The following is a 20634-nucleotide window of genomic DNA, read 5'->3' as shown; positions in this document are numbered from 1 at the left end:
TAGAGTCGCGTTCGTGCGCTTCCTCGCCGGACATGAGCCGCCTTTCGACCTCACCTACGACGACGTCTTCCTCGTCCCGAATCGCAGCTCGGTGAGCTCGCGCTTCGATGTCGATCTCGCGACCGGCGATGGCACGGGCACGACGATCCCGATCGTCGTCGCCAACATGACCGCGATCGCGGGCAAACGGATGGCGGAGACCGTGGCCCGTCGCGGCGGGCTCGTGGTTCTCCCCCAGGATCTGCCCAACTCCGCCGCTGCGGCCACGATTCAGTACGTCAAGTCCCGCGACCTCGTCGCCGATACCCCGGTGACCTTGTCCCCGTCTGATTCGGTGAGCGACGCCATGGCGCTCGTTCACAAGCGCGCGCATGGTGCAGTCGTGCTCGTTGACGCGAGCAAACCCGTCGGCCTCGTCCGCGAGCGCGACTGGGCCGAAGTCGACCGCTTTGCGCGCCTCGGTGCCGTGGCCAACACCAACTTCACCCAGGCGCCGCTGACGTCGACACCGCGCGAGGTCTTCGATCTCCTTGAGTCGCGGCACGACGACATCGCGATTCTCGTCCATCCGGACGGCACTCTCGCCGGCGTCCTCACCCGCCGGGCGGCCTTGCGTGCGGCGATCTACCGGCCCAGCGTCGACCAGGCTGGCCGGCTCCGCGTCGCGGCGGCCGTCGGGATCAACGGCGACGTCGCCGGCAAGGCCCAGGCCCTCGCCGACGCCGGCGCGGACGCTCTCGTCATCGACACCGCGCACGGCCACCAGGAGAAGATGCTCGACGGCCTGAAGTCGGTGAAGGCCCTCGGCCTCGGCATACCGCTCGTCGCCGGCAACGTCGTGTCGGCGGAAGGCACGCGCGATCTCGCCGCGGCCGGCGCCGACATCGTGAAGGTCGGAGTCGGGCCGGGTGCAATGTGCACGACCCGCATGATGACCGGTGTCGGCCGGCCCCAATTCTCGGCCGTTGCCGAATGTGCGGCGGCCGCCGCCGAACTCGGAATCGCGGTCTGGGCCGACGGCGGTGTTCGCCACCCACGGGATGTCGCCCTCGCGCTCGTCGCGGGTGCGTCGAACGTCATGATCGGATCGTGGTTCGCGGGGACGTACGAATCGCCCGGCGACATTCGTTTCGACAAGCAAGGGCGCGCCTACAAAGAGAGCTTCGGGATGGCCTCCAAGCGCGCCGTCGCCGCCCGCACTGCGACCGACAGCGGCTTCGACCGCGCGCGAAAGGGACTGTTCGAAGAGGGAATCTCGAGCTCCCGCATGCTCATCGACCCCGAGATGCCGAGCGTCGAAGACCTCATCGACCAGATCTGTGCGGGCGTCCGCAGCACGTGCACGTACGTGGGCGCGCGTTCGATCGCTGAGCTACGCGAGGAAGCCGTCATCGGCGTGCAGTCGGCCGCCGGGTTCGCGGAGGGAAGGCCGCTGCCGTCGGGCTGGTGATCACCAGCCATCCGTTGCGGGTGCGCGTTTCTAAGCACCCGGTAAACTGAGACTTCACCGTGATGATCCAGGGAAAGGGACCAGTGCCGCAGGCGCACGAGAGCTCCGCATCGGAGGGCTCCTCTACCAAGCCGGCTAGATCTGCCGGCCACAGAAATTTGTGCTGAGTCCCGATGGATACCTTCTTCACCATCGCAGCCCTCATCGGCTTCTTCGCTCTGACCGCGGGCACCGCAGTGTTCGTCGCGGCCGAATTCTCGCTCACCACACTCGAACGCAGCACCGTCGACACCCACGCCCGAGACGGCGACTGGACTGCGCGCCGGGTGCAGAAAGCGCACCGCACGCTGTCGTTCCAGCTGTCCGGCGCCCAATTGGGCATCACCCTGACGACGCTCGTGACCGGTTACATCGCCGAACCCGTTCTCGCCGGCCTGTTCGCTCCGCTCCTGGATCATTTCGGTTGGAGCGACAGCGTGATCACCGCGATCTCGCTGGCCTTGGCCCTCTTCTTCGCAACGTCGCTGTCGATGGTGCTCGGCGAACTCGTGCCCAAGGGCATAGCCATCGCGTATCCCATGCGCACTGCGCGGGCCACCGCAGCAATGCAAACCGGCTTCTCGGCGCTCAACACCTGGCCGATCAAGCTCCTCAATGGCGGCGCGAACATGATCGTGCGGCGCTTCGGCATCGAACCGGCGGAAGAACTGCGGTCGGCTCGATCACCGCAGGAACTCGGCTCGCTCGTCCGCCTGTCGGCACAACGCGGTGCGCTCGATCTTCGTACGGCGGCCATCGTCGACCGCACGCTCGAATTCGGTGAGCGCACCGCGGAAGAACTCATGACCCCTCGCGGGAAGATCGTGGCGCTGCAGACCACCGACACCGTCGCCGACCTCATCGAGACAGCCTCGCGGACGGGCATCTCCCGCTTCCCCGTCATCGCCGGCGACCTCGACGACACCGTGGGCATCGTGCACGTCAAGCAGGCCTTCACCGTGCCGGTTCAGCACCGGGCCGCGACGCGGTTGTCGACGCTGGCTCGCAAGGTTCCGGTCGTCCCCGCGGCGCTCGCCGGAGACGTCGTACTCGAGCGCGTTCGCGCGCACGGCATGCAGATGGCGCTCGTCGTCGACGAATACGGCGGCACCGCCGGAATCGTGACGATGGAGGACGTCATCGAGGAGATCCTCGGCGATGTCCGCGACGAACACGACGAGGTGGCGCTGGAGGTCACTCGCATCGGTGACTCCTGGAGTTGCTCGGGCCTGCTGCGCATCGACGAGGTCTCCCGGGAGACCGGGTACTCGGCGCCCGACGGCTGGTACGAAACTCTCGGTGGCCTCGTCCTCACGACGATCGGACGGATCCCGGAGGCCGGCGACGAAGTCGTTCTCCCGAACTCGATCGACGGCCTGTCCACGTCCGGCGGCTGGGTCGCGAAGGTCCTTCATATGGACGGCCGCCGCATCGACCGTGTTCTGTTGACGCCGGTCCCGGAGTCCGCACTCGAGGAGCTCGGCGATGAGTAGCGTCTTCGGAATCCTGCTGGCCGTCGTTCTCCTCGCGGCGAACGCGTTCTTCGTCGGCGCGGAGTTCGCGATCATCTCCGCACGGCGCGACCGACTGGAAGCACTCGCGGCCCAAGGCAAGCGCGGGGCACGCGCGGTCATCAAGGCCGGCGAGAACCTGCAGTTGATGCTTGCCGGCGCCCAACTCGGCGTGACGATCTGCTCGATCCTCCTCGGCCGCGTCGCCGAACCGGCGATCGCCCATCTCATCGAGACGCCGATGGAGTGGATGGGTGCAGCGCCCGAACTTCTCCACCCGGTCGGCTTCGCCATCGCCCTGAGCCTGGTGGCCGTCCTGCACATCCTGCTCGGTGAGATGGTCCCGAAGAACATCGCGCTGGCCGGACCGGAACGCAGTGCCCTGCTGCTCGTGCCGGTGCATCTCGCCTGGTTGCGGCTCGCGCGCCCACTCATCTGGTTCTACAACTTCATCGCCGCCATGGTCTTGAAGGTGCTTCGAATCCCGATGAAGAACGAGGTCGAGAACACGGTTTCGGCACTCGAACTCTCCGAGATCCTCGGAGAGTCGCGCGAAGAGGGACTCCTCGACGAGGGCGAGCACCGCCGCCTCAAGCAGGCGCTCGCCAACGCCGAACGAACCATCGCCGACGTCATCATCCCGCTCGAATCCGCTCGATTCCTGCGGCAGGTCAACGGCGGAACGCGACTCGGTGACATCGAACAAGCCGTCGTCGAGACGGGTTACTCGCGCTACCCCGTCCGTGCGACCAGCGGAACGCTTGTCGGCTATATCCACCTCAAGGACGTGCTCGACGAGGTCGGCGACGAATCCGTGGGGCCGGAGACGATCATTCCGTACTCGGACATCCGACCGCTGGTTCGCCTTCCGGTGCGCCTGCCGCTGTACGAGGCAGTCACGCGGATGCGGCGAGCCAGCAGCCATATGGGTGAAGTTCTCGACGCCCGCGGAGTCACTGTCGGCATCGTGACGCTCGAAGACCTCATCGAGGAATTCGTTGGGCAGGTCCGCGACAGCACGCACCGCGTCCGGGACGTCGTCCCCGGCCGGCCGCGCCAGCAAGGCACGTGACGGTTCTCGATCGCGCCACGTGGACGGCTCGCAGCGCACTCCATCAGGCCGAGGTTCACGCCCTGCTCGACCCGTACTTTGACCTGCGCAAACGTGGCGAGTCGCACCCCGTGGTCGACTTCCTGTTCACGTACTACCGCCTGTCGCCGGCTCAGCTTCTGCGTTGGCACCCAGGATTCGGTGTGGTCCTCGAGGACGCTCCGGAATACGCGTCGCAGCGGGGCTACACGACTGTCGACGCCGGGGTGACTGCCGACCCGGCATTCCTCGGGCGTCGCCTCGACACGATCCGCTACGTGGGGCAACTTCTCGAAACGACCGCCGCGCGGCCGCCGGCATTCGGCTGCTTCGGTCTGCACGAATGGGCGATGGTTTACCGGACGTCTGACGTTCGGCATTCGAAGGTGCCGCTTCGGTTGGGTGCCGGAACTGATGCGGTTGTGGAATCGCTTCCCCTGCGTTGCACACATTTCGATGCCTTCCGGTTCTTCACCGAACCGGCGGTCCCGCGAAACCCCACCCTCCTGGCCCGGGACACCCAGATCGAGCATGAGCAGCCCGGCTGCCTGCATGCCGGCATGGATGTGTACCGCTTCACATCGAAGCTCTTGCCGCTCGTCGATTCGGACCTGCTGTGGTTAGCATTTGTCTTGGCCTACGACGCTCGCGACCTGGATATGCGCGCGAGCCCGTACGACCTCTCCGCTTACGGCTACGAACCGGTTCGGATCGAAACCCCACAGGGTCGAGCAGACTACGTCCGCGAACAGAGTGCGCTGACCGAGCGCGCGGAGCCGATACGCGCCCGACTCATCGAGCGGTGCCGGACACTCGCCGGAATAAATGTTGACACGTCTACCGTTTAACCGGGCGTGAAGTCCTAGGATCCCGAGGCAGAGTGCGCCGAACCGCCACCTTGGCGGGCACCGCCCATGGGTAAGATTCCAACGTCCCAGCAACTTTTCGAAACGAGGCAGGTTCATGACTGAGCGCGTTCAGGTCGGAGGTCTTCAGGTCGCGAAGGTCCTGTACGACTTCGTACAGAACAAGGCGGTCCCGGGCACCGGAGTCGACGCGGACACGTTCTGGGCTGGAGCCGAGCAGGTCATCAACGACCTTGCTCCGCGCAACCGCGAACTGCTGGCCAAGCGCGACGACATCCAGGGCAAGCTCGACGCCTGGCACGGCGAACACCCGGGCGCCGGTTACGACCGCGCTGCCTACAAGGCGTTCCTCGAGGAGATCGGCTACCTGCTCCCCGAGCCGACCGATTTCGCCATCACGACCGAGAACGTCGACACCGAGATCGCCGAGACTGCCGGTCCGCAGCTCGTGGTGCCGGTGATGAACGCCCGCTTCGCGATCAACGCCGCCAACGCACGTTGGGGCTCGCTGTACGACGCGCTCTACGGCACTGACGCCATCCCGGAGACCGACGGTGCCGAAAAGGGCAAGGGCTACAACAAGGTTCGCGGCGACAAGGTCATCGCGTTCGCCCGTGCCTTCCTCGACGAGGCTGCTCCCCTGGCGACCGGCTCGCACGTCGGCTCGACCAACTACGCGGTCGTCGACGGCCAGCTGCAGGTGACCCTCGCGGACGGTTCGACGACGGGCCTCGCCGACGCGTCCGAGTTCGTCGGCTACAACGGCGACCCGGCCGCACCGAAGAACGTGCTCATCAAGCACAACGGACTGCACGTCGAGATCGACATCGACGCCACCTCGCCCATCGGCCAGACTGACCCAGCGGGCATCAAGGACCTCGTCCTGGAGTCCGCGGTCACCACGATCATGGACTTCGAGGACTCGGTCGCGGCAGTTGACGCCGACGACAAGGTCGAGGCGTACGGCAACTGGCTCGGCCTCATGAAGGGCGACCTCGCCGAGGAAGTCAGCAAGGGCGGCAAGACCTTCACCCGCACCATGAACCCGGACCGCACCTACACGGCACCGGACGGCTCTGAACTAACCCTGCACGGTCGTTCGCTGCTGTTCGTCCGCAACGTCGGTCACCTCATGACCAGCGACGCCATCCTCTGGGGTGACGGAGACGAGGTCCCCGAGGGCATCATGGACGGTCTCGTCACCTCGCTCATCGCGCTGCACGACCTCAAGGGCGACACGATCCGCGGCAACAGCCGTACCGGCTCGATGTACATCGTGAAGCCGAAGATGCACGGCCCCGAGGAAGTCGCGTTCACGAACGAGCTGTTCGGACGTATCGAGGACGTTCTCGGCATGGACCGCAACACCCTCAAGGTCGGCATCATGGATGAGGAGCGCCGCACCACGGTCAACCTCAAGGCTGCCATCAACGCCGTCAAGGACCGCGTGGTGTTCATCAACACCGGCTTCCTCGACCGCACGGGCGACGAGATCCACACCTCGATGGAGGCCGGCGCCATGGTGCGCAAGGCCGACATGAAAAAGCAGCTGTGGATCAACTCCTACGAGGACTGGAACGTCGACCTCGGTCTGCTGTGTGGTCTGCCGGGCAAGGCACAGATCGGTAAGGGCATGTGGGCCATGCCGGACCTCATGGCGGGTCTTCTCGAGCAGAAGATCGCGCACCCGATGGCCGGCGCGAACACCGCCTGGGTTCCGTCCCCGACCGGTGCCACGCTGCACGCGCTGCACTACCACAAGGTCAACGTCTTCGACCGTCAGGCCGAGATCAAGGCCGGTGGCCGCCGGGCAACCGTCGACCAGATCCTCTCGATCCCGCTGGCCGAGTCGGTCGACTGGACCGAGGAGGAGAAGCGCAACGAGCTCGACAACAACTCGCAGGGCATCCTCGGCTACATGGTCCGCTGGATCGACCACGGCGTGGGCTGCTCGAAGGTTCCGGACATCAACGACGTCGGCCTCATGGAAGACCGCGCCACGCTCCGCATCTCGAGCCAGCTGCAGTCAAACTGGCTGCGTCACGGCATCGTGAGCGAGGAGGACGTCGTCGACAGCCTGCTGCGCATGGCACCGGTCGTCGACCGGCAGAACGCGGGCGACCCGAACTACCGCAACCTGGCGGACAACCCGGACGACAACATCTCGTTCCAGGCCGCCAAGGAGCTCATCTTCGAGGGCACCAAGCAGCCGAACGGCTACACCGAGCCGATCCTGCACCGCCGTCGTCGCGAGTACAAGGCGCGCTACGGCGCCTGATCTGCACACGTGAAAGTGGGCGTCACCCTGCGGGGTGGCGCCCACTTTCGTCGAGGCGACACCGCGAGTTGCTTCTGATCACGACGCCGGCCCTTCGGTCTAATGTGGGTCCGTGAGTGGACAGTTGAGTCCGGGACAGACGTTCGCCGGATATCGAATTGAGCGACTGCTGGGTTCCGGCGGCATGGGCGCGGTGTACCTCGCACAGCACCCCACACTTCCTCGACTTGTCGCGCTCAAGCTCTTGCGCGGCGGCATCGACAGCGACCTGCGCGCACGCTTCCTGCGCGAGGCCGAGACGGCAGCGCGCTTGGACCATCCGAACATCGTCACGCTCTACGACCGCGGAGTCGACGGCGACGAGCTCTGGATCGCGATGCAATACATCGACGGGACCGACGCCGCGGGAGCCGTTCGGGAGGGCCGCCTCGATCCGGCGCGAGCGGTACACATCATCGGCGAGATCGCCGCCGCCCTCGATCATGCGCACGCCAATCGAGTCATTCATCGCGACGTGAAGCCCGCGAACATCCTGCTCACGCGTCCCGGCCACGGCGCCGAATCACGAGCACTGTTGACCGACTTCGGAATCGCGAAAGCGCTCGACAACACGACTGCCCTCACGCAGACCGGATACTTCCTCGCGAGCCTGCAGTACGCCGCACCCGAACAGTTGTCCACGGGAACGATCGACCATCGCGCTGACATCTACGCCCTCGGCTGCACGCTGTACCACTTCCTCGTCGGTACCCCGCCCTTCACCGGCGGATCTGCGCAACTGTTGAACGCCCATCTCAACGCTCCGGCGCCGCGGCCAAGCGCCGCAGGGGTACACCCCGCTTTCGACGATGTCATTGCTCGGGCGATGGCGAAGGCACCCAGCGATCGATACAGCTCGAGCGGGACTTTGGCGGGCGCCGCCTGGGCGGCTCTCCTGTCGAGCGGACGGGCCGCCACCACCGTCATCGACCGGCCGGCGCCATTCACCGAACGCAGCGCGGCTCCGCCGACCGCGCGGGTTGTTCCGCCGCCGTCGCAGGATCCGAAGAAGGCGTACAACCACGCACGTGACCTGGAGAAGAAGGGCCGAAAGGCGGAGGCCAAGGCTGCCTATCTTGCGCTCGTCGACTCCCCGGATCGCGAGATCGTCTCCTACGCGAACTGCAATCTCGGGAACCTGCTGCGCGCGGAGGGAGATCTCATCGCAGCACGAGCCGCGCTCGAGCGATCGCTGAATCTCGGCATCAAAGATGCGGTGCCGGCCGCCGCCTACAACCTTGGGATGGTGCTCGAACAGCAGGGCGACCGAGAAGGCGCCCGCGCCGCCTATGACCGCTCGATCGCCGCTGCCGCGGAGGGCGACCCCATCCGGACAGCGGCGAAACTGCGGCGAACGCGGCTGCGATTCGTGCGGTGACCGGTTACTTCGGCGAGTGCAGCCACGGCTCCTTGATGTCGTAGTACGTCGGCTCACCCTCATACAGCGACATCATTTCGCCCATCATCGCCACCATCTCTTCGGACATCTCCTGCTTCTCCCCTTCGCGCGCTTCGGCTTCGGAGGTGAAGTAGATGATGTCGGTGTAGCCGCCGTCGCCGTGCAGCGCGGTCACACCGCCGATGACGTCATCGCGGAAGTTCTCGAAATCGGCCTCGTGCGCGTCATTGAAGGCTTTGAGCGCGGCGGCATCCTTCACGCGGCCCTGCATGATCTGTACGAATCCAGCCTGGTCAGAGCCACCCTTGCCGAAGGTCAACGTCTCGACGCAGTTCTGGAACTCGACGTTGCTCAGCAACGGCTCGACCGAGGCCCACCACTCGCCCTGCTGCGGACGACCGCTGTTGGCCTGCGCGGACTGCTCCGTCGAGAACCGCACGATCCCGAAGAATGTGCCGTCACCCGTGACACCGCCGGTCGACCCGAGCCATCCGGTCGCACCGGGCGCGAGGGTCTCTTGCCACTCGTCCAAACGCGCCTTCAATGCCGCGGGATCGCTGACCTGACCTTGGATGATTTGGATAAACATGGCGTGTTCCTCGTTTTCGCCGGCGGGGCTGGAAGGTGACCGCGTTGTCGAGACCGAGCCTACCCCCGGAGCACTTTGACAACGCCCGTCGTCTAATGTCCGAAAGATGACGAAGCCAACCCGAGTCGAACGCCTCACGAGCGCCGGTGGCGCCGAGTACGCGGTCCTCACTTTCGACAATCCGCCCGTCAACCTCTTCGACGCGGCCACGTTCGACTCGCTGCGCGACGATCTCGCCGAACTCACCGCGAACCCGCCTCGGGCACTTCTCCTGCGTGCCGAGGGCAAGCTCAACTCCGGCGGCGTCGACGTTCACGTCTTCGATGGTCTGTCCGAGGCGGAAGGCACCGCGCTGTGGGAGCGCCTTTTCGGCGAGATCATCCACCCGCTCGAAGCTCTCCCGTGCCCGACGATCTACGCAGCCCACGGCCTCACGCTCACCGCCGCGTTCGAGGTCTCGCTCGCCTGCGACATCATTCTCGCTGGTCCCCGCGCCAAGTTCGGGCTCGTGGAGATCGTCGTCGGGCTCACTCCCTCGATGGGCGGACCGCAGCGACTCGCCGAGCGCGCCGGGTCTGGCCGCGCGCGCGAGTTCGTCATGACCGGTGACCTCTACAACGCCGAGACCATGCGCGACTGGGGCGTTGTCAACCAGATTCACGACGACGTCGACGCGGCAGCACGTGCCCTGACCGAACGTCTCGCCAATGGACCGACCAAGGCGAACGCGGTGACGAAGAAGATCATCGAAGCGTGGCGATCGGGTGGAGTCGCGCACGCGGACTCCATCACGAGCGCCGCTTCGGGAGCACTGTTCGAGACCGAGGACCTCAAGGGTGCTGTGCAGAGCTTCCTTGTCAACGGACCGGGCAAGGCGACCTACCAGGGCCGGTAAACTCGCGAGCGTGGCAACGGTGCACGCAAAGGTTCATCTTCCCCTCACTCCCGAGCAGGTCTGGAGTGCAGCGCAGGATCTCGAATCGACTCCGGAGTGGCTCGTCCTTCTCGAGGGATGGCGCGGCCCGGTTCCGGACCAACTAGGCATCGGAACCAAGGCGACCGGAGTTCTGACGGCGAAGGGCTTCCGGAACCGCACCGTGTTCGAGTGCACCGTCTACGACGAGCCCCGGCTATTGGAACTTCGCGGGCATGGAATCGCCGGGGCGAGATACGCGCTCGATGTGAAGATCGAGGAGACCGCCACCGGGACCCACGTGGACATCGCCATCAACCTCGGCGGACCGCCGCTGTTCGGTCCCATCGGGAAGATCGTGGCAATGGCGCTCCGAAGTGACATCGAGCAGTCGGCAGCGAACTTCCGAGATCGCTACGGCATCATTTAGCCCCATCGGTTCTTGAGCGACACCGGTTCCACATATCCGCTGATCAGCGTCCGGTTCCACCATCGGCGCTCGTGCCGCAGTACCCGCCAACTGGTGAACCGGTACTCGTACAACTGGGCGCGCACATAGTGCGGCGGTGATTCCGGAAACGGATTGTGGCGGAGGAGTCGCAGCGTGTCCGCGTCGTTGCGCAGCAGCCGATTGAGGAACCCGCCGAACCAATCGCGCGCGAAGGACGGCGACAGCGCAGCGAACCACATCAGCCAGTCCAAGCGCAGGTGGTAGGGCGCCCACTGGCGCGGCATCCGGTACAGGTCGCCGGGTTTGCCTTTGAATTCGTACTCCTTCCACACCGTCTGGTCGGTGATCACCACATCCTCGGTTCCCTCGACCACCACCTCGTAACGAGTGCGGCCGATGCTGCCGAAGGCACCGTAGGAGTTCACGAGGTGGACGGAGTTGAACGACGTATTCATGCGTTGGTTGTGCGACATCAGGTTGCGCACCGGCCAGTAACTCAATACGACCGTCAGTGCGGTGAACGCGATGACGAAGCCGGCGAACCACAGTGGCGGGCTCGGCAGTACGTGCGGCCCCGGCACTGGAAGAACCGCCGCGAACGACGAATCGTCGATCACGCCAAACGTGAGCACGATCGTCACCCAGTTCAGCCAGGCGAAGTTGCCGGACGTCACCAACCACAGCTGCGTGACGATGACGATCACCGCAGCCACGCTGGCCACCGGTTGCGGCGCGAAGAGCGCCCAGGGCACGACAAGTTGAACGAAATGGTTGCTCGCGACTTCCACCCGGTGGAGGGGCTTGGGCAGGTGATGGAAAAACCAACTCAGCGGCCCGGGCATCGGCTGCGTCTCGTGGTGGTAGTACAGGCAGGTCAGATCTCGCCAGCACGTGTCGCCGCGCATCTTGATCATCCCGGCGCCGAACTCGACCCGGAACACCAGCCAACACACCAGGAACACCGTCGGCCGAGGCGGTGCCGTCTCGGCGTTCCCGAGCAGCATGGCGAGCAATCCCGCCTCCAACAGCAATGACTCCCAGCCGAATCCGTACCACCGCTGCCCGACGTTGACGATCGACAGGTAGAGAATCCAGAGCGCCAGCCACGCCCCCATCGCGGCCCAGAGCGGCACGACATCGCCCGCCCCGGCGACGAGTGCTCCCGACAGCACGGCACCGATCCAGCACACCACGGCAAACAGCCGATCCGAGTACCGGAAATGGAAGAGGCTTGGAGCGGCCTTGAAGGGCACCCGCTCGACGAACCGCGGAATCGGCAGCATTCCGTGTTCGCCGATCAGGGCACGGAACTGCCGAGCAGCCGAAACGAAGCCGATCAGGTAGATCGCGGCGATGCCACGCTGCACGATCTCCCTGGCCAACCAATATTCAGGCGCTACAAACCACTCCGCGTCCATACCGGTACCTCTGAAACCCGTTGTACCCGCATGGATGCAGTCATTACTACCGGACGGCGAAGTTGCAGTAAACCCGCGATGGATCCTTGGCGTTCCGCTTCACGATGTCCGCAAAGCACTTCGTGTTCTCGATCTCGTCGAGACCCTCTTGCGTGAAGGTGTCCTTGTTGTAGACATTGGCGGCAAGTAGCGGATTCGACAGCAACTGGGTGAAGGCGTCGTTGGCCACCATCGTCGTGAGCAGGTCGCCCATCATGAGTTCTCTGGGGTAGTCCTCCGCGAAGATACCGACGTACCACTCGAGATTCTTGATATCGCCGTATAGCTCCTTGAGCGGCTCGATCACCTTGGGATCCTTGTTGAGCTGCTCCCACTTGGTGAAGGGCTTCATGCTGTACGCGACCCGATAGTCGTTGTACGACTTCAACTGAGCCTCCCGAGACAGCCTGATGGTCCTGCTTTCCACAGAGAAGCCGTTCAAGGCAGGGCTCGGGATCATGAGGTAGGTAGGCGTGTTGAACAGGCCGATCTTTCCCGCGCGCGCTCGCGAGCACCAAGCGATCAGGGATTCAATCCCCTCGTCCTCGATCAGTTTGTTGTTGGTGAGGAAGTCGGCCGGCGTTAGCGCGGTATCGCCGGCGCCCACGGTTTCGGGCGCGAGCATGTGCCAGCGGTAGAGCAGGTTGAATTCGACCGCACACCAATTGGTGCGATTCCAACGCTCGCGATCGGCAATCAAATCGACCATCTTGATCGGGAAATCCCAGGGCGCAATGTGCTTGATGTACTCCTCGACCGCGAGTTTGATTGCGAGCACGATCGCGATATTTCGTGCCGTTTCGAACAGGCGCTCGTCGTCCCAGCCTGGATGCTTGTTCTCCAACATCGCAGCGAGTCGGTTGTGCTCACGCACCCACACGATGTTCATTATCGAATTGCCAAGAGTCGAGTTCCCGTGGGCGAGTCCCACGGCATAGAACTTCTTCTTGCGGTCGTACGAAACGCCCGTCAGAATCCGCGTCATCGTCGCGGCGTCGTGCAGACCGTCGAACTCCTGTTTGACGACGAGCGTGCCGTCTTTCGACTCGAAGTAATACGGCGGGTATTCCTCTCCGTTGATGTTCTGGACCTTCAACCTGCCGCCGTGCTTTGCACGGAGCATGTCCGTCTGCGCCTTCGTTAACCCGTAGATTTCACACAGGTCAATCTCGTGATTCGAGTGGTTCTTTCTGAAGTCATCCCAATCCGTCGCCAGGAAACTGTCGACAAACCACTGCGCGAAGAACATGAACATCACGCTGGTGTCGGTGTCCTTCTTCTCCTCGGTGCGCCGGAACAACTTCAGCACTTCAGACTCCGAAGGCAGGCCTGCCATGTACTCGGGCGTTGCCGGCGGCAAGTGGCGCGCGGAGTACTCCCGGTCGGTCAGACTCCGCCAGCTGGTGTAGTCCGCGAGCAGAGTCAGTGCGCGCGGTCGCAGAGTGGTTGAGTAGGCGGCACGGTTGATTGCCCAGATGCTCGCCTTGGTTCGCAGCCAGGGAATACTTCCGATCACTGCGACAACCGCGGGCATGAACGGTTTTAGGAAGACCGGAATCTTTGGGAATGCAGACACGGTGATGATCCCGTCTCGAGCCGATATCTAAAGCTCATGCCAGGCCGCGCTGCCGGTTCAGCCAATCCCAATTCTGCGCTTGATGTGCCTGAATCAGAAGGCATTTCGGCACGACCACGGGCCAGTCAGACGATCGGACGACAAAAACCGGTCAGCTGTACGCCTCGACCGGGGGGCACGAGCACACGAGGTTTCGGTCGCCCCGCGCGCCGTCGATCCGGCGCGATCCCGGCCACACCTTGGCGCGGTGCAGGCCGGCGGGGTACGCCGCCTCCATCCGCGTGTAGGGGTGGGTCCACTCGTCCGCCGCGATCGATGCCGCCGTGTGCGGTGCGCCGTGCAGCGGGTTGTCGTCGATGGGCCATTCGCCGTTGCCGACCTTGTCAATCTCGCGCTTGATCGCGATCATCGCGTCGATGAAGCGGTCGAGTTCGTCGAGGTTCTCCGACTCGGTGGGCTCGACCATCAGCGTGCCGGCGACCGGGAAGCTCATCGTCGGAGCGTGGAACCCGAAGTCCGCCAATCGCTTCGCGACGTCTTCGACGGTCACACCGGTGTGCTTGGTGATGTCGCGAAGGTCGAGGATGCACTCGTGCGCGACCATGCCGTTCTCGCCCGTGTACAGAACCGGGTAGTACTCGTCGAGACGGCGGGCGATGTAGTTGGCCGACGCGATCGCGACCTGAGTGGCGGCCCGCAGACCGTCGGCCCCCATCATCCGGATGTACGCCCACGTAATCGGCAGGATCGACGCCGAACCGAACGGCGCGGCGGACACAGTCCATTGGTCGCCGAGAGTCGACTCGAGCGGGTGTCCCGGCAGGAACGGCGCAAGGTGCTCGCGCACCGCGACCGGGCCGACTCCCGGTCCTCCGCCGCCGTGCGGGATGCAGAAGGTCTTGTGCAGGTTCAAGTGGCTGACGTCCCCGCCGAACTGGCCCGGCTTCGCCAGTCCCACGAGAGCGTTGAGGTTGGCACCGTCGATGTAGACCTGGCCACCGGCGTCGTGCACGGCGGCACACAGCTCGCCGATCTCCTGTTCGAAGACACCGTGAGTGGACGGGTAGGTGATCATGATCGCGGCCAGTCGTTCCGCATGGTCGGCGATCTTCGCGCGCAGGTCGTCGAGGTCCACGTCTCCGTTTGCACGGCAGGCCACGACTTCGACCTTCATCCCGGCCATGACCGCGGATGCTGCGTTCGTGCCGTGTGCACTCGACGGGATGAGGCAGATGTCCCGGTGGTCGTCACCGCGGCTCAAGTGGTACGCCCGAATGGCCAGCAGACCCGCGTACTCCCCTTGTGAACCGGCATTCGGCTGCAGGCTGATGCGGTCGTAGCCGGTGACGGTCGTCAGCCAGTTCTCGAGGTCCGAAATGATCTGGCGAATACCCACGGTGTCCGACGCCGGCGCGAACGGGTGCAGGCGGCTGAATCCGGGCCACGTGATGGCTTCCATCTCGGCTACGGCGTTGAGCTTCATCGTGCACGAACCCAACGGGATCATGCTGCGGTCGAGCGCGATGTCCTTGTCCGAGAGTTCGCGCAGGTACCGCATCATCGCAGTCTCGGTCCGGTACTTCGAGAACACCGGGTGCGTCAGGAACTCCGACGTCCGCGTCTCGATCGAACTCTGCGCAGCATCATCGGCATCTACGCCGAAGGCCCGCAGGACCCCGGCCACGTGCGCGTCGGTGGTGGCCTCATCGCACGCGATTCCGACATGGTCGTCATCGACGAAGCGCAGATTGATTCCGTAGTCCTTGGCCGTCGCCACCACCTCGGCGGCCCGTCCCGGCGCGTTGACGAGGAGCGTGTCGAAGAAGGTGTCGTGGACGGTGTCCAGGCTCGCGGCGAGCTTCGCTGCCTGCCCGTGCACGCGACGCGCAATCGCCTTGAGCCCATCCGGACCGTGATAGCACGCGTACATCGACGCCAGGATCGCCAGCAACACCTGCGCGGTACAGATGTTCGACGTCGCCTTCTCGCGGCGAATGTGCTGCTCACGCGTCTGCAGCGCGAGGCGGTACGCGGGGTTGCCGTCTGCGTCCACCGAGACACCGACGATTCGGCCCGGCAGCTGACGAGTCAGACGCGACGGCACCGCGAGGTAGCCGGCGTGCGGTCCACCGAATCCCAGCGGAACACCGAACCGCTGCGACGTTCCGAACGCGACGTCGGCACCGAGGTCACCGGGTGAAGCGATCAACGTCAGGGCCAGCAGGTCTGCACCCACCGCGACGAGCGCTCCACGGGAATGCGCATCCTCGATGATCGGCTTCCAGTCCACGATCCGGCCCGATGAACCCGGCAGCGGAACGATGACACCGAAGAATTCGCCTTCGGGCAGCCCAGCGCTGAGGTCGGCGGTGACGACCTCGATACCGATCGGCTCGGCACGCGTCTCGATGACTGCCTTCACCTGCGGGAAGAGGTCACTGTCGATGGCGACCCGGTTGGACTTCGACCGCGACGCACGCTTGAGCAGCGTCATCGCCTCGGCCGCCGCGGTGGCGTCGTCGAGCATCGAGGCGTTCGCGATCTCCATGCCGGTGAGGTCGGAAACCATCGTCTGGAAGTTCAGCAGCGCTTCGAGGCGGCCCTGGCTGATCTCCGGCTGGTACGGCGTGTAGGCGGTGTACCAGGCGGGATCTTCGACCAGGTTTCGCACGAGAACGGGCGGCGTGAGGGTGTCGTAGTAGCCGAGCCCGATCATCGACACGTCGACGGTGTTCAGGGCGGCAAGTTCCGCGAGTTCGGCGAGCGCCTCGTGCTCGGTAGCAGCGGGCAGCAGATCGTCGAGGCCGGCCAGATCCAGAATCGACCGCGGCAGCGCCTTGGCGGACAACGAGTCCAGACTGTCGACTCCGATGACGTGCAGCATGGCGCCGATCTCGGCGGCGTTCGGACCGATATGACGGTCAGAGAAGGCGTTCACAGAGGTCTCCCAGTGTTTGGCCCTCTCCCTCTGTCGATGGGCCTGAGAGATTCCAGCATTGCCGTGTTTGTGAAACACAGCCACGCCGTTTCCCCGTGGGCGGGTGGATTGCCACCACTTTCCAGAGACGCCCTTAGCCGCTCGGTCCTTTTGCCTGAGAGATTGACGGAGAGGTGCTGCTCCTTCGGCGCCCGGACTGAACCGGGGCTCTCCCGTGCGGCTGCATCAGCGCGAGCCAAGTGTAGCGGAGACACGATTGATGGCGGCGTCATCGATCGGCAACGTCACACCAACACAGCGTCAATACAAACCAAGACTGGGCCAGCGGATTGCTGACCCAGTCTTGTGCAGAAGCTGTTTACCCGATCTTGCGGCTGATCCGATTGCGGCGCCGGAACGCGAGCTCGTCCTCGGGACGCTCTTCGACGTCACCGTCCTCAGCACGCTCGGCCGGGAAGTTCGCGATCGTGCCGGTCAGTTCGCGCATCGCGCCACTGACGGCGATACCGAAGACGCCCTGACCACCCTGGAGCAGATCGACGACCTCTTCGGCAGACGTGCACTCGTACACCGTCGTGCCATCGGAGAACAATGTGATGCGCGAGAGGTCTGCGACCCCGCGGTCGCGCAGGTGATCCACGGCGACGCGGATGTTCTGCAGCGATACGCCGGTGTCGAGAAGGCGCTTCACGATCTTCAGAACCAAGATGTCTTTGAACGAGTACAGGCGCTGACTGCCCGATCCCGCTGCGCCACGAATCGACGGCACGACCAGAGAGGTACGCGCCCAGTAATCCAGCTGGCGGTAACTGATCCCGGCGATTTGGCATGCGGTCGGCACGCGGTAGCCCATGAGCTCGTCCGGCACAGTGTCATCCGGAAACAGACCTGGCTGAACTACCTGCTCCTTCGGCTGATCCCCCACGACACTCCCTCTCGGACGATAGTCGGTGTATCCAGGCTACCTTCTGAGTGAAAGATATGTTTGTAACCCACCCTGGGCACCCGAACTCGCGCCGTGCGTAGCCCGATTGCTATCCGTCTGTTGCTTTGAAGTCATCAGGCGATACGGAGTCCAGAAATTCCTTGAATTTCTCGACTTCGTCTTCCTTTTCATCGGGCATGACAAGCCCGGCCTCTTCGAGGATTGCTTCCTCGGCGAAGATCGGCGCACCGACGCGCAGCGCGATCGCCACCGAGTCCGACGGGCGGGCCGAGACCCGCACATTGCCGTCGAAGATCAGGTCGGCGTAGAACGTGCCCTCTTGCAGGTCGACGATGCGGACCTCGCGAAGTTGGCGCCCCAGTGCGGTGATGACGTTCTTGAACAGGTCGTGCGTCAGCGGCCGCGGCGGCTCGACGCCTTGCTGCTCGAGGATGATGGCCTTGGCTTCCGCGTCGCCGATCCAGATCGGCAGGTATCGATCACCATCGGACTCGCGAAGGAGCAGGACCGGCTGGTTTTGTGGCTGCTCGATACGGATGCCGATCACACGCATCTCGCTCATAGTGCTCCACCTTCCAGCATCACGAAGCCCAGATAAAGCCTGAAGGACTCTGACCCGAGTCTATGCGAATTGTGTCAACGCGCACGTGCTGGTTGGTGGATACCCGGCTAGCGGTCGAGCACGCTCGACACGGCCGATTTCACCAGGCACGTGTGCAGCGTCAGCGACAACGCGGCGAGCTCCGTGGCGAGCTCCTGAGCGCGATCCCGCGCACCGACGTCCTTGCGGTTGGCCACCGGACCGGCGACCTGAGCGATGAGGGCAGCTTCGCGGTCTGCCGCGAGGCGGTACGCGCGAAGATGCCGGACTTCGAGCCCGAATTCGCACATCGCCTTGGCGGTCTCGATCAGGGTGACCGCGGAATCGTCGAAGTAGCCCGATTTGCTCGGGACGACCAGTCCGCTCTTGATGAGCTCGGACAGAAACGCGTCCTCGCAGTTCGCTTTGACCAGGAGGTCTTTGCGGCTCATGCGGGTCGGTTCGCTGGAGCGGAATTCCTCGGGCGCCACCAAGCCAAGTCGACGCGGGCTGCGTGCCTGGTGCTGTGCGGCACCAAGCGACGCAACGCCGCTGTCGATGGCTTCGAGTTGCTCCTTGATGACCTTCAAGGGGAGGTACTGGTCGCGCTGAGCACTCAGCACGAAACGCAGTCGATCGCAGTCAGCAGCGGAAAACCGGCGGTAGCCCGACGGTGTTCGCTCCGGAGTCACAAGGCCTTCCGCTTCGAGGAAGCGGATCTTGGAGATCGTGATGTCCGGAAAATTCGGACGCAGGATCTCCAGGACCGTGCCTATGGACATCCCCTGCTGCTGCGGGGCGGTCATGCGCCGGCAGAGCCCGTCGCGCGCGCGCCGGTCAGGAAGACCAGACGGAACTTGCCGATCTGGACCTCGTCGCCGTTGGACAGCACCGCCGAGTCAACCGGCTCACGGTTGACGTAGGTGCCGTTGAGGCTGCCGACATCGACGACCTGGAACTCGTCGTCGTCCTTGCGGAACTCGGCATGACGACGGCTCACGGTCACGTCGTCGAGGAAAATGTCACTGTCCGGGTGACGTCCTGCGGACGTCGTCGGACGGTCGAGGAGGAAGCGCGATCCCGCGTTCGGGCCACGCTTGACGACCAGCAGCGCCGAACCGCTCGGAAGGCTCTCGACACCGGAGTACGAGACCTCACGAACCGGGGCTGCCGATTCGTCGGCCTCCTTCAGGAAATCGGCCCGAAAGACCGACGTCTGCTCCGCCGGGCTCTCAAATTCGGCTTCGTTCCCGCTCACCGCTGCTCCTCCTGTAGATCCGAACTCTCACGACTTCACGTGGTGAAGCCGGATTCTCGCCAATTAAAACTTAACGGCCTCGGAACTGTCCCCCGACCCGACGGCAGTCGCTTTCCAAGACCGTACCTTGCCTACTGTTCCCCGGATAGGCAGTCGCCAACCTCTTTACGAAGTCTCAACCGTCCACACGGGCGCGGTAGTCATCCGCGGTGAGTAGACCCTCCAGATCGGACGTCAGTGTCTCGCTGGACTCGACCTCAAGCTCGATGAGCCATCCGTCGCCGTACGGGTCGGTGTTCACAAGATCCGGCCCGTCCTCAAGGCTACCGTTAACGGCCGTCACAGTGCCGCTAAGGGGTGCGTAAAGGTCAGAAACGCTCTTCGTGGACTCCACTTCGCCGAACGATTCGCCGGCCGAAACGTCGGCCCCGACCTCGGGCAGCTGAACGAAGACAACGTCACCGAGCTGCGCCTGGGCATAGTCGGTAATACCAATGCGAACCGTCGCCGGACCGGTCTGGAGCGTCCACTCGTGCTCCTCGGTATAGCGCAGGTCAGCAGGGATCTCGCTCACGCGGTTCGCCTTTCGGTCAAGATCTCAACGCGGGACAGAGTATGGGATGTGGCGCGTCACGGCTACCGCCTTGCCGATATAGAGAACGGCCGTCCAGAAATAGATCGCTGTGCCCCAGACGAGCAGGCCATATCCGAACGGTTCGGCGACCCGTGCGATAGCCCAATCGGTCTGCCCGGCCAGGATCCAGGGGAACGCGGACATCAGCGCGAACGTCGCGCCCTTGCCGAGGTAGATCACCTCGGGCGGCAGCAATCCACGCCGGCGGTAGACCGGGATGGTGAAGGTCAGGATGACGTCCCGCGCGATGAGCGACAGCGCCAGCCACCACGGGATCAGATCCCGCATGAGGAACGTGATGATGATCGTCAGTAGATAGAGCCGGTCAACCATCGGATCCAGAACAGCCCCGAGCTTGGACGACTGGTTCATCAGCCGCGCCAGCTTGCCGTCGAGGAAGTCGGTGAAGCCGCTGATCACCAGCAGGACGAACGCAAAGCCGTCCTGATACGGGCTGACGAGCATCCAATAGACGAAGAGCGGCAAAGCCGCGATCCGAACGAAGCTCAGGACGTTCGGCACAGTGAAGATCCGGTCGCCCGGTTCCACAATGCTCATTCCATCCCCATTCGCATTCACCAAAGTCTGGACAACGTTCCCCGCCACCACTACGTCGAAGC

18 protein-coding genes and 2 riboswitches are annotated in these 20634 nt (G+C 64.3%); of the genes, 8 read left to right on the top strand and 10 right to left on the bottom strand.

Annotation, left to right across the window (positions count from 1 at the left end):
* Positions 1-13 precede the first annotated feature (13 nt).
* The 6 genes from F600_RS0116425 to F600_RS30575 all read left to right on the top strand — a co-directional run bounded on the left by F600_RS0116425 (position 14) and on the right by F600_RS30575 (position 8651).
* Positions 14-1450: a GuaB1 family IMP dehydrogenase-related protein gene (locus F600_RS0116425; protein ID WP_026306604.1), complete on the top strand. Its 1437-nt coding sequence runs from the start codon at positions 14-16 to the stop codon at positions 1448-1450.
* A gap of 173 nt (positions 1451-1623) precedes the next feature.
* Positions 1624-2982 (top strand): hemolysin family protein, encoded by a 1359-nt coding sequence (locus F600_RS0116420; protein ID WP_018161719.1) that lies wholly within the window; start codon positions 1624-1626, stop codon positions 2980-2982.
* Complete coding sequence (locus F600_RS0116415) at positions 2975-4072, top strand: hemolysin family protein (RefSeq protein WP_018161718.1); 1098 nt, start codon at positions 2975-2977, stop codon at positions 4070-4072. The genes F600_RS0116420 and F600_RS0116415 overlap by 8 nt, the downstream gene beginning before the upstream one ends.
* A complete protein-coding gene (locus F600_RS0116410; RefSeq protein ID WP_018161717.1) occupies positions 4069-4938 on the top strand; it encodes a hypothetical protein in 870 nt (289 codons plus the stop codon). The genes F600_RS0116415 and F600_RS0116410 overlap by 4 nt, the downstream gene beginning before the upstream one ends.
* A gap of 115 nt (positions 4939-5053) precedes the next feature.
* On the top strand, positions 5054-7234 hold the full coding sequence (locus F600_RS0116405) for a malate synthase G (RefSeq protein WP_018161716.1): 2181 nt from the start codon (positions 5054-5056) through the stop codon (positions 7232-7234).
* Between the two features lie 112 nt (positions 7235-7346).
* Positions 7347-8651 (top strand): serine/threonine-protein kinase, encoded by a 1305-nt coding sequence (locus F600_RS30575; protein ID WP_018161715.1) that lies wholly within the window; start codon positions 7347-7349, stop codon positions 8649-8651.
* A 4-nt stretch (positions 8652-8655) separates the two neighbouring features.
* On the opposite strand, the gene F600_RS0116395 is transcribed toward F600_RS30575, so the two are convergent.
* On the bottom strand, positions 8656-9261 hold the full coding sequence (locus F600_RS0116395) for a hypothetical protein (RefSeq protein WP_018161714.1): 606 nt from the start codon (positions 9259-9261) through the stop codon (positions 8656-8658).
* Between the two features lie 106 nt (positions 9262-9367).
* Here F600_RS0116395 and F600_RS0116390 point away from each other — a divergent pair, with 106 nt between their 5' ends.
* Positions 9368-10156: an enoyl-CoA hydratase/isomerase family protein gene (locus tag F600_RS0116390; RefSeq protein WP_018161713.1), complete on the top strand. Its 789-nt coding sequence runs from the start codon at positions 9368-9370 to the stop codon at positions 10154-10156.
* 10 nt (positions 10157-10166) lie between these two features.
* Positions 10167-10604: a type II toxin-antitoxin system Rv0910 family toxin gene (locus F600_RS0116385; protein WP_018161712.1), complete on the top strand. Its 438-nt coding sequence runs from the start codon at positions 10167-10169 to the stop codon at positions 10602-10604.
* On the opposite strand, the gene F600_RS0116380 is transcribed toward F600_RS0116385, so the two are convergent.
* The 9 genes from F600_RS0116380 to F600_RS0116340 all read right to left on the bottom strand — a co-directional run bounded on the left by F600_RS0116380 (position 10601) and on the right by F600_RS0116340 (position 20572).
* Complete coding sequence (locus F600_RS0116380) at positions 10601-12043, bottom strand: lipase maturation factor family protein (RefSeq protein ID WP_026306603.1); 1443 nt, start codon at positions 12041-12043, stop codon at positions 10601-10603. The genes F600_RS0116385 and F600_RS0116380 overlap by 4 nt on opposite strands.
* A gap of 46 nt (positions 12044-12089) precedes the next feature.
* On the bottom strand, positions 12090-13658 hold the full coding sequence (locus F600_RS0116375; RefSeq protein WP_018161710.1) for a peroxidase family protein: 1569 nt from the start codon (positions 13656-13658) through the stop codon (positions 12090-12092).
* 151 nt (positions 13659-13809) lie between these two features.
* On the bottom strand, positions 13810-16596 hold the full coding sequence (gene gcvP / locus F600_RS0116370) for an aminomethyl-transferring glycine dehydrogenase (protein ID WP_018161709.1): 2787 nt from the start codon (positions 16594-16596) through the stop codon (positions 13810-13812).
* Between the two features lie 20 nt (positions 16597-16616).
* Positions 16617-16728: riboswitch (glycine riboswitch) on the bottom strand.
* A riboswitch (glycine riboswitch) is annotated at positions 16729-16821 on the bottom strand. It abuts the riboswitch before it with no gap.
* Between the two features lie 133 nt (positions 16822-16954).
* Positions 16955-17521 (bottom strand): MerR family transcriptional regulator, encoded by a 567-nt coding sequence (locus F600_RS0116365; protein ID WP_018161708.1) that lies wholly within the window; start codon positions 17519-17521, stop codon positions 16955-16957.
* Positions 17522-17630: 109 nt separating this feature from the next.
* On the bottom strand, positions 17631-18104 hold the full coding sequence (locus F600_RS0116360) for a bifunctional nuclease family protein (RefSeq protein ID WP_018161707.1): 474 nt from the start codon (positions 18102-18104) through the stop codon (positions 17631-17633).
* A gap of 107 nt (positions 18105-18211) precedes the next feature.
* Positions 18212-18928: a transcriptional regulator FtsR gene (gene ftsR / locus F600_RS0116355; RefSeq protein WP_018161706.1), complete on the bottom strand. Its 717-nt coding sequence runs from the start codon at positions 18926-18928 to the stop codon at positions 18212-18214.
* Positions 18925-19380 carry a glycogen accumulation regulator GarA gene (garA, locus tag F600_RS0116350; RefSeq protein WP_018161705.1) on the bottom strand — a complete coding sequence of 152 codons (456 nt, stop codon included), beginning with the start codon at positions 19378-19380 and terminating at the stop codon, positions 18925-18927. The genes ftsR and garA overlap by 4 nt, the downstream gene beginning before the upstream one ends.
* Before the next feature lie 175 nt (positions 19381-19555).
* Positions 19556-19954: a glycine cleavage system protein GcvH gene (gene gcvH / locus F600_RS0116345; RefSeq protein ID WP_018161704.1), complete on the bottom strand. Its 399-nt coding sequence runs from the start codon at positions 19952-19954 to the stop codon at positions 19556-19558.
* A 24-nt stretch (positions 19955-19978) separates the two neighbouring features.
* On the bottom strand, positions 19979-20572 hold the full coding sequence (locus tag F600_RS0116340) for a CDP-alcohol phosphatidyltransferase family protein (protein ID WP_040631908.1): 594 nt from the start codon (positions 20570-20572) through the stop codon (positions 19979-19981).
* Positions 20573-20634: the final 62 nt, after the last annotated feature.

The sequence above is a fragment of the Smaragdicoccus niigatensis DSM 44881 = NBRC 103563 genome, from assembly GCF_000380645.1.
In the GTDB taxonomy this organism is placed as follows: domain Bacteria; phylum Actinomycetota; class Actinomycetes; order Mycobacteriales; family Mycobacteriaceae; genus Smaragdicoccus; species Smaragdicoccus niigatensis.
This window is presented reverse-complemented; position numbering and strand designations above follow the sequence as displayed.